This is a genomic window from Lacinutrix sp. (assembly GCF_023299985.1).
Taxonomy (GTDB): Bacteria; Bacteroidota; Bacteroidia; order Flavobacteriales; family Flavobacteriaceae; genus Lacinutrix.
In genome coordinates, this window is the sequence record NZ_JALZVX010000083.1 from 1 (window position 1) to 9,835 (window position 9,835).

10 protein-coding genes are annotated in these 9,835 nt (G+C 30.4%); 7 read left to right on the forward strand and 3 right to left on the reverse strand.

All coding sequences use genetic code 11. The features are described 5' to 3' along the window. From aroC to Q0C58_RS04295, 7 genes are all read left to right on the forward strand, one after another. Window positions 1–620 (forward strand): chorismate synthase (gene aroC, locus Q0C58_RS04265; RefSeq protein WP_290697979.1); only part of this gene is annotated, 620 nt, incomplete at its 5' end. Window positions 621–669: 49 nt separating this feature from the next. After that, window positions 670–936, forward strand: a complete 267-nt coding sequence (locus Q0C58_RS04270) for a hypothetical protein (RefSeq protein ID WP_290697982.1) — start codon at window positions 670–672, stop codon at window positions 934–936. Further along, the gene (locus Q0C58_RS04275; RefSeq protein ID WP_290697984.1) at window positions 937–1,506 is read left to right on the forward strand and encodes a hypothetical protein; all 570 of its coding nucleotides are present in this window, start codon (window positions 937–939) and stop codon (window positions 1,504–1,506) included. A 42-nt stretch (window positions 1,507–1,548) separates the two neighbouring features. Further along, window positions 1,549–2,877 (forward strand): dicarboxylate/amino acid:cation symporter, encoded by a 1,329-nt coding sequence (locus Q0C58_RS04280; RefSeq protein WP_290697986.1) that lies wholly within the window; start codon window positions 1,549–1,551, stop codon window positions 2,875–2,877. Between the two features lie 11 nt (window positions 2,878–2,888). Beyond that, window positions 2,889–3,737 carry a sulfurtransferase gene (locus tag Q0C58_RS04285; protein ID WP_290697988.1) on the forward strand — a complete coding sequence of 283 codons (849 nt, stop codon included), beginning with the start codon at window positions 2,889–2,891 and terminating at the stop codon, window positions 3,735–3,737. A gap of 708 nt (window positions 3,738–4,445) precedes the next feature. Next, window positions 4,446–4,688, forward strand: a complete 243-nt coding sequence (locus Q0C58_RS04290) for a hypothetical protein (RefSeq protein WP_290697990.1) — start codon at window positions 4,446–4,448, stop codon at window positions 4,686–4,688. Window positions 4,689–4,889: 201 nt separating this feature from the next. Then, entirely contained in the window at window positions 4,890–5,630 is a 741-nt protein-coding gene (locus Q0C58_RS04295; protein ID WP_290697992.1) for an alpha/beta hydrolase-fold protein, read from the forward strand. Between the two features lie 2 nt (window positions 5,631–5,632). Here the strand turns inward: Q0C58_RS04295 and Q0C58_RS04300 are convergent, their stop codons facing one another. From Q0C58_RS04300 to Q0C58_RS04310, 3 genes are all read right to left on the reverse strand, one after another. Beyond that, entirely contained in the window at window positions 5,633–6,082 is a 450-nt protein-coding gene (locus tag Q0C58_RS04300) for a thiol-disulfide oxidoreductase DCC family protein (RefSeq protein ID WP_290697994.1), read from the reverse strand. A 197-nt stretch (window positions 6,083–6,279) separates the two neighbouring features. Beyond that, window positions 6,280–7,086, reverse strand: coding sequence for an alpha/beta hydrolase-fold protein (locus Q0C58_RS04305; RefSeq protein ID WP_290697995.1), 807 nt, complete (start codon window positions 7,084–7,086; stop codon window positions 6,280–6,282). Window positions 7,087–7,258: 172 nt separating this feature from the next. Beyond that, window positions 7,259–9,430: a DNA mismatch repair protein MutS gene (locus Q0C58_RS04310; protein WP_290697996.1), complete on the reverse strand. Its 2,172-nt coding sequence runs from the start codon at window positions 9,428–9,430 to the stop codon at window positions 7,259–7,261. Window positions 9,431–9,835: the final 405 nt, after the last annotated feature.

Consider the following 9,835-nt stretch of genomic DNA (forward strand, 5'->3'; position numbering starts at 1 on the left):
ATATAAAAATTAACGCATTCACCTCTTCTGTTGGTGAAATATTTATAGATAAACCGTATCAAGATTTAGATTTTTCTAAAATAGAATCTAATATTATACGTTGTCCTGATCAAGCCACTGCAGACAAAATGATTGCTCGTGTTAAAGAAATACGTAAAGAAGGAGACACCATTGGTGGAACTATTACTTGTGTAATTCAAAACGTACCAGTTGGATTAGGCGAACCTGTTTTCGATAAATTGCATGCAGATTTAGGTAAAGCGATGCTTTCTATAAATGCTGTTAAAGGTTTTGAATATGGAAGTGGCTTCTGTGGTGCAAAAATGAAAGGTAGCGAGCACAACGATTTGTTCAACGAAGATGGTACTACCAAAACCAATTTATCTGGTGGTATCCAAGGTGGTATAAGTAACGGAATGGATATTTATTTTAGAGTGGCTTTTAAGCCAGTTGCAACCATTATGCAAAAACAAGACACCATAGATAAGGATGGAAATATATTAGAAATGCAAGGTAAAGGGCGTCACGATCCTTGTGTTGTACCAAGAGCTGTACCTATTGTGGAAGCAATGGCTGCTTTAGTTTTAGCAGATTTTTGGTTATTGAATAAGATGTATTAGTCGTCATTCCTGCGAAAGCAGGAATCTCATAAATAATTAAAATTAAACTTTGAGTTTAGAAGCACAAAATACTAAAAAGAGAAAGCTTGAACCATTAACAAATTCAGAATGGTTAACTTTTTTCTTTTTACCTTCTAGAAAACTAAATTCTTGGGAATTTGGTAATACTTATAAATTTAATGAAATTGAAGAAACACGGTTTAACAAATATAGGTTTGAAAGAAAACAGAAAGAATCCTCATTAGCTCGAACTTATGGTTATATTTCATATTTAATGATTTTAATTATTATCATATCTTTAACTTTAACTTTATAAATGAAACCTAATCTTTACTATACAGCCTTAAAAACGTATGATTCAGATAATAAAACTGGATTCAGTTGGGATGAATATTTAACATACTCTGAGATAGCACATTTAACAGAATTGGTTTCTTTAGATGGTATTTTAAATGGATTAGCATTTATTCCAGATTTAGATTCGTCTCAAGCGTGGAACAATATTGTAACTGAAGAAGGAATGGTAATGTTCTATTTTAATACATTAGAATATGTTCTTGAAAAAGTAAAAGACTTGGAGTTTTTTAATTTATTAGCCGTAATTAAAGAGCCTAATAACGAAAAAGCAGAACTTAAAAACAATTATGATTTTATAGGTTATGATTTAGTCGAAATAGGAGGAGACGTAAGTGCATTAACAAACTGTGGTGGTTTTGATGAAACTTTTATCCCAAGTGAATTAAATACGTACGGACTAATTTCTGAATACGATAAAGCTAAAAGAATACAAATAGAATTACCAATAAATAATCCAGAGGAACAGCATGTAAAATGTTATCTTTACGAGGTTTGGAGACATAAAACAATAGGAAGAAAAACTAACTAATTAATTACTGCTTTTGCAGAAATAATAAATAAAACAAAATACATGAAACTAGCATTACATTGGAAAATAATAATAGGAATGGTATTAGGTATCATTTTTGGTTTTATTATGAATAGCGTTGGAGATACTGGAAGAGGTTTTGTTTCTGATTGGATTGCACCTTTTGGAAAAATCTTTATCAACCTCCTTAAACTAATTGCTGTACCATTAATCTTAGCTTCGTTAATTAAAGGAATATCAGATTTAAAAGACATTTCTAAAATTAAAACAATGGGACTAAGAACCATTGTTATATATGTTGGTACAACCTTAATTGCAATTATAATTGGTTTAACAATAGTAAATACTTTAAAACCAGGAGAAGGCATGTCTCCAGATACTATTGAAAAGATAAAAATGAAGTATGAAAATGATGCTGGTGTTACAGATAAACTAATGAAAGCTTCTGCACAAAACGATGCTGGACCATTACAGGCTTTAGTTGATATTTTTCCAAGTAACATATTTGTGTCATTAGGAGAAGCTAAAATGCTTCAGATTATATTTTTCGCGCTTTTTGTGGGTATCTGTTTATTATTAATTCCTAAGAAAAAAGCAAAACCTTTAGTTAGATTTTTCGACTCGCTTAACGAAGTCGTAATGAAGATGGTAGATTTAATAATGCTTTTTGCACCTTATGCAGTATTTGCACTAATGGCAAACGTAATTATTGCTTTCGACGATACAGCCATTCTTGTAAAACTATTAGCTTATGCAGGTTGTGTAGTATTAGGTTTAGCATTAATGATTGGTTTTTATTTAATATTAATTAAAGTGTACACTAAAAAATCACCAATGTGGTTTTTAAATAAAATTGCACCAGCGCAATTATTAGCATTTTCAACAAGTTCAAGTGCAGCAACATTACCTGTAACTATGGAGCGTGTTGAAGAACATTTAGGTGTAGATAAAGAGGTTTCTGGTTTTGTTTTACCAGTTGGAGCAACAGTAAATATGGATGGAACTAGTTTATACCAAGGTATTGCTGCGGTATTTATCATGCAAGTTATTTGGCCAGAAGGTTTAACGTTTACAAACCAATTAGTAATTATTGCAACCGCTTTATTAGCTTCTATTGGTAGTGCTGCTGTACCAAGTGCAGGTATGGTAATGTTAGTAATTGTGTTAGAATCTATTGGTTTTCCAGCAGAATTATTGCCAATTGGTTTAGCCTTGATTTTTGCTGTAGATAGACCTTTAGATATGTGTAGAACAGTAGTAAATGTTACTGGTGACGCAACAGTTTCTATGATGGTTGCTAAGTCTTTAGGCAAATTACACGACAACCCAAAACCTAAAGAATGGGATGATAATTATGAAGCTGTAAAATAAACCACAATAGAATGTCTAAAATTTTAGAAATAGAAAATATAGTCTCAGTAGAGTGGTTGAATACACATTTACAAGATGAAAATATTCTTGTTTTTGATGCTACAATTTCCAAAGTATTTGGTGCTGCTTCAGCTTTATCAAATACTCAAATTCCAAGCGCTCGTTTTTTCGATATAAAAAACGATTTTAGTTTAGCAAATGCTAAATTCCCAAATACAATACCTTCTGCAGAGCAATTTGAAAAAAGCAGTCAAGCGTTAAGTATTAATAGCAATTCAATAATTATTGTTTACGATGAAATTGGAATCTATTCAAGCGCTAGAGCATGGTGGTTACTTAAAACCTTTGGTTTTAATAACGTTGCTGTTTTAGATGGTGGTTTTCAAGAATGGAAGACAAAAGGTTTTCCTGTTCAAAATAAAAATAAAATACAAGCTGGACAAGCACAATCAAGATTTAAAAAAGGAGATTTTAAAGCAAAATACAGTCCTAATAACGTTGCGTATTTTGAGTCTTTAGATGCTATTTCTAAAGATGAAAATTACCAAATTATAGATGCAAGATCTAACGATAGGTTTAACTGTAGTGTCGCAGAACCTAGAGAAGGTTTAAGAAGTGGCACAATACCATCTTCTATAAACTTACCTTTTAATCATGTTTTAAATGGCAATAATTTAAAGTCTAAAAAAGAATTACAACTTGTCTTTAATAATTTAGCAAAAGAACATCAGCACTTAGTGTTTTCTTGTGGATCTGGTATTACTGCATCAGTTTTAGCATTAGCGGCAACTGTTGCAGGTTATAAAAATAGTGTTTACGATGGTTCGTGGACAGAATATGGAACTTTAACAATAGCTTAGATTATGGATAACCCTAAACATTTGCCGCTATTCATAAAGAGTTTGATAATGATAACTATTATCAATGCATTCAAAAAATAATTGAAGGTATAAACACACACGATTATTTTAGAGATGATTACGCAGGTCTTTTTGCAGATATAAAACTATTACTTTATGCAGATGGAGAAGCTGCAAATATGGAACAGACTACATTATCGTTTTTAAGAAAATTACTAAAAAGGTAATTTTAAGTGCATAAAACAATCTTCACTATTAAATTAAACGCATTTAAAAAAGCTTTTTTATCTTGAAATAGACTGAAATAAATTCAGTTAAATAAAAAGTCTCAAAGCCAATACACATCCTTTTCAGAAACCATTAAATAACTAAAGTTAATAAGAACTAGACAAAATCTTATAAGAGCTCACTCATTCTTAATTCACAGGAATTAAGGTGAACTAACTGCACCATACTTTGAGACTCTAAACAATTTCAACAGGTTAAAATTAGTGTTTTAACATAGTTTTAAAAATTGATAATGAGTGAAGTACACCTTTGAATGAGTGAGTAATCACTTTAAAGAGTATACTATTTGTGTAGTTGGACGTTATTATTTGTTAACTTAACCAGCATATCAAATAGTTTGGTAGTTTGTCGATTTTTTTAATTGGTTAGTTACAATCCATTATATATTTGCAGTGTTAAACCTACTTAATTACCCCAAACATGAAATTATTGTCAACATTACTTTTATTACTTTTTGTTTCTTTTGCAACTGCTCAAGAAGTTAATACTATAGATACAAAAGAAATAAAAACAGAAACTACTAGCACATTAGAGGTTGAAAAAATTGTGGTAATAAGTGTTAAAGGTATTAAGACAATGGAAGAAATTGACATTGAAAACTATAACAAAACATCATACTTAAAATTGATTGTTTCTACAAAGAAAAAGCATAAAACGTGCTAATATATAATTACTCAAACATTAAGATTGCTTGATATAAAAGAGTCTGAAATTAATTTTTTAGACTTTTTTTTGCGTTATAAATAGATATATAATGAGTTTATATATCTAATTTTTTTAAATAAAAGAATAGTTCTAAAATTTATTCTTTTTTTAACTAATTTCATTTAAATTACATTTAAAAAATAATATAAAGACACAGAAATGAAAATAAAATTAAAAAACATGAAACAACTAACTGTTTTAATACTATTACTTAGTGTTTGCTTTACTTCATACGGACAAAAATTTAAAGTACCTGATAGTATTATAAAAGAATTAGAAGTAAAAGAATTTGAGTACATACGAACTGCAAAAATTAAATATAAAGTTGTTTACCCTAAAAATTATGATGAGTCAAAACAATATCCTGTCTTACTTGGGCTTTCTGGAGGTAATGCTAACGATAAGATTGTAAATTATTGTTATTACACATTATTCAAGTCTCATTACTTTAATAATTATATAACCATTTTACCATTAGGACCATCTGGAAGTGCACTTACAGATATGGATGATAATGAAATTAATCTTTTAATTAAAGATATTAAAGAAAAGGAAAGTGTAACAAAAAACAATTGGATTTTAGCAGGTACTTCTATGGGTGGATTAGCAGCTTTTAACTTTGCTGTTGCTAAACCAGAATTATTTGAAGGCATTATAACATTTCCTGGTGGCATTAGAGAGCAAAAAGTTTCAGAAAAATGGAAAAACTATAAGATAGTATTAGCTGTAAGTGAAAAGGATGATGACGATTGGAAAACGCTTAATGAGAGCACAAAGTCTAAATTAACAGGCAAAGTAAAAAGTATTGAAGTGTTTACTATAGAAGGCGAAGAACATATAATTTCACCAGAATACGATATTAATAAAGTTTACGATGTGTATTTTAATATTAAAAAATAAAATTAAACTACTTTACCTATAAATTTAGCTTTTAACTCTGGAGTAGGCATCCAACAGGATTCTTTTTTACCATACCATTTGTAACGGTTTTTTGCAATAAAATTGTAAACCCAATTTCTAATAAAAGCTGGAACAATTATAAAAGCAAACATTAAATTAAGCGGAAATCTTAAATCTTTAGCAACATATAATGCTGCTGAAGATTTTATTTTTAAAGACTCTTTCTCTGGTGAATAGAGTAGTATAGAGTCTGTTTTTAAAGGATCTATTTTAAAATGACTAATTACTTGTTTTCCAACATCACTTTGCAATGCTGCAAACATAAAAACATTGTTTTTATCATGCGCGATTGCATATTGTACAGATGCGCTACAAAGGTTGCAAACACCATCAAATAGTATTAATTTTTTGTCTATTGGAAGTTCTTTAATCACAATACAAAAATACGACATTAACCAGTATTATTTTAATAATAGTATTGTCAGTTCGAGTAAAATTATTTTTTAAAATTTTGTATCGAGAACTTTTAATAGACTTCTCGATACAATTCTTAATGCTTATTAATCACTCGAAGTGATAAATCTAGTTATTACAAAAAGTATTTAAAAATTCTATTAAATCAAATTTTTTATAAATCTTCAGTTTATTATTAATTCAATATCCATTTTAAAGCTTTCTCTTTAGTTGCCCTAAAAATGGTGCTATGCTTTTCGTTTGGCTCATTAGAGTATTTCCAAGTAAGTGTTTGAGGCGCTTCTTTTTCTAAAGTTTTAGCTAATTGATTGGTATAAACTGAAATATCCACAGCTTGAGAACCTGCAAACCAAAGTTTTTTATTGCTAGAAGTTAATTTATCTATATACTTTTTAGAAGTTGTTGTCAAGTGTCCATTATTCCACCAAAGAGAAGGATCTATAGCAATATAAAAATCGAACAGTTCTGGATTTAATAATAATGTTTCTACTACAAATAATCCTGCTACAGATTCTCCAATAACACCTTTGTAATTTGTTGTTCTATAGCGCTTATTTATTTCTGGAAACAATTCATTATTTACAAATGCTCTAAACACACTAGAACCATCTGTTAAAGGAGCAACCTCTTTATCTTGAGCAACCTGAGAAGGTCCTGTTAAATCTCTTCTTCGTTCTGTGTTTTCTATGCCTACAAGAAGCATTGGTGGAATACTTTTGTTTTCTATTAGCTTTGAAATAGTATTTGCAAGGTGTGGAAAATCTTCTTGAATACCACCATCTAGCATGTACATAACAGGAAGCGAGTCTGTACTTTTAGCATAACCTTCAGGCATCCAAACATTTATAACTCTAGATTCTGAAACTTCAGACGATTCTATTACAAAAGTCTTATGGTTTGGGATTACATCTACTTGTTGCGTTTCTTTAGCACATCCTGCTAACAATAGCGTTAGAAATAATACAAAGCTTAGATTTTTCATGGTTTAATATTTAATATGAATTGTTTATTGTTTTTAGTAAAATCAAACTATTTTTATTAAGCTAGTAGTTTCCATTATAAAGCTTCTCGATACAATTCTTCATACTTCAGAATCACTCGAAGTGACGTTAATTGTTTACATAATGCAAATGTAAACTAAACACTAAAAAAACCTACTTCTTCACAGCCTCAACCAACTCCAATAAATCCATATTTACATTAGTAGTAAATATGCCGTAATTAACAATAGCCTTTCCTTTTTCTATTTTATCTATACTACCAACAGCACGACCATCATGCATACGTACACGATCTCCAACTCTAATAATAGCTTTTGGTTTTACAGGTTCTAACTTCGCTTTCGCTTTAGCAGCTTTCTTTTTCTTTCTAACCACTTCAACCTTTTTCTCGACTTCTTCTTTTACTTGTTTTTCTTTATGCTTTACAGCTTTTGCTTGCTTAACAGTTACTTTTTTACGCTTAGAATTTTCTATTTGTACTAAACGGAACAATTCTGCCATAAGCTCACGCTTTTTCTTATCGTTAAAAAACTTTATAGAAATATCGTTTACTTTCTGTCCTAAGTAAATAAGGCGTTGGTTACTATCGTATAACTCTTGGTAGCTTTCTAGCTTTTTTTGAATTTTAATGTTTATCTCCTCAAGTTTATCGGCTTCGGTTTGTTTTTTCTTTTCGTTTACTTTTAAAGATTCGCTTGTTTTTTCAAGCTTAGCACGTTGTTTTTGAAGCTTTGCAATAGTAGCATCAAAACGTACTTTAGAGCGCTCAATCTTCTTTTTAGAACGGTTTATTAAACTATACGGTATTCCATTTTTCTGTGCCACTTCAAACGTAAACGAAGAACCTGCTTGACCTAAAGCCAGTTTGTACATTGGTTCTAAAGTACGCTCATCGAACATCATGTTGGCATTAATCATTTCTGGCTTTTCGTTGGCTAACATTTTTAAATTAGCATAATGCGTTGTAATTATTCCAAAAGCATTTCTAGCATAAAATTCTTCTAAAAAAGTTTCGGCTAAAGCACCACCAAGTTCAGGATCGGATCCTGTTCCAAATTCATCTATTAAAAACAGCGTGTTTTTATTTACTTTCTTTAAAAAGTAATTCATCTGTTTTAATCTATAACTGTAAGTACTTAATTGGTTTTCAATAGATTGATTATCACCAATATCTGTAAGTATTTTATCAAAAATAGTCACCTTACTACGTTCATGTACGGGAATTAACATACCACTTTGTAGCATGAGTTGTAATAAACCAACCGTTTTTAGTGTAATACTTTTTCCACCTGCATTTGGACCAGAGATAACAATAATACGCTTATCGTTATTTAGTTCTATAGTCTGCGGAAACGTTTCTTGTTTCTTTTCTTTATTACTTAAATAGAGTAGTGGATGGAAGGCATCGCGTAATACTATTTGTCTGTCGTTGCTAATTTCTGGTAAAATACCATCCATAGACTTTGCGTACTTTGCTTTGGCAGCAATAATATCTACTTGTATTAAAAAGCTTTGGTACTGTTCTATTAATGGTAAAAATTCGCGTAAAAAATTAGTCACTTCTTTTAGAATACGTACTACTTCTTCGCCTTCTTCGTATTCTAGATTATTAAGCTCACGTGTGTGCTGCAAGGTTGTTTCTGGCTCGATGTAAACAATACTACCCGTTTTACTTCCACCCATTATAGCACCTTTAACCTTACGTCTGTACATAGCTTTTACAGCCAATACGCGTTTGTTTTCTACAACAGATTCTCGAATATCATCTAAATAATCTAGATTATGGTATTGGTTAAGCGCAGAAGCAAAGCTAGAATTAATTTTACCTTTTAGCTTATTCATGGTACGTCTAATTTCCTGAAGTAGAGCAGAAGCTGTGTCTTTTACATCTCCAAATCTATCGACCACACTGTCAATTTTTTCTATAAGTGAAGTAGTGACTTCTATACGTTGCGAAAACTGCCTTAGGTTTGGATAGTATTCTTCAAACTTGGTTAAAAATTTAACCACCTCGTTTGCGGTTAACGAAATAGACACAATTTTTTTTAAACTGTGGGTTTCTAAATAGGTGTTTTCTATACGTAGTAATTGTAATTCTTTAGTAATAGCATCGAAACCATGGTTTGGTATGCGGTTACCATTATCGAAAGAAGATACATACTCGTTGGTTAATTGTAACGCTTTAAGTAGTGTTTCTTTATCTTGATAAGGTTCTATTGTTAAGGCTTTTTGGGTAGCCAAACTGGTAACACAATAGTCGCTTACTTGTTGTAAAACGGTAGCGAATTCTAAATCTTGTAATGTTTTTTTGTGGATGTTTATCATGCTCTCATTCCTGCGAAAGCAGGAATCTCATTCTAATTAACTTTATTCTTTTTTCTTAGCTGAACAAAGTTACGGAATAGATGTGAGAATAGGAATTTTGAAAGGTTTGGTTAACGTACTTTGTTACAATAGTGAGTTTTGATACAAAATAAAGGATGCTAAACTTATTCCACTAAACAAATAAGTGTAAAAAACATAATTTGACTTATTTGATAGTAGTTTTTTTATCATTTTTGTGTTTATAAATGTATTCTTTCTCTTTGCTGAATAAAGTTTGGGAGTATTGTGAAAATAGAAGTTTTGAAGTATGTCTTGTCCTGAAATATGGCTACAGGTTAAAATTGATTTTTAGGCTGATAATTGATATACCATATTTGGTGTTTTATAGTCTAAAGATAAATGTAA

Bases quoted from the DNA above. Each gene is read 5' to 3' on its own strand.
- Q0C58_RS04290 (WP_290697990.1), top strand. From the start codon at position 4,446: ATGAAATTATTGTCAACATTACTTTTATTACTTTTTGTTTCTTTTGCA.
- Q0C58_RS04275 (WP_290697984.1), top strand. From the start codon at position 937: ATGAAACCTAATCTTTACTATACAGCCTTAAAAACGTATGATTCAGAT.
- Q0C58_RS04295 (WP_290697992.1), top strand. From the start codon at position 4,890: ATGAAAATAAAATTAAAAAACATGAAACAACTAACTGTTTTAATACTA.
- Q0C58_RS04305 (WP_290697995.1), bottom strand. From the start codon at position 7,086: ATGAAAAATCTAAGCTTTGTATTATTTCTAACGCTATTGTTAGCAGGA.
- Q0C58_RS04285 (WP_290697988.1), top strand. From the start codon at position 2,889: ATGTCTAAAATTTTAGAAATAGAAAATATAGTCTCAGTAGAGTGGTTG.
- Q0C58_RS04300 (WP_290697994.1), bottom strand. From the start codon at position 6,082: ATGTCGTATTTTTGTATTGTGATTAAAGAACTTCCAATAGACAAAAAA.
- Q0C58_RS04280 (WP_290697986.1), top strand. From the start codon at position 1,549: ATGAAACTAGCATTACATTGGAAAATAATAATAGGAATGGTATTAGGT.
- Q0C58_RS04310 (WP_290697996.1), bottom strand. From the start codon at position 9,430: ATGATAAACATCCACAAAAAAACATTACAAGATTTAGAATTCGCTACC.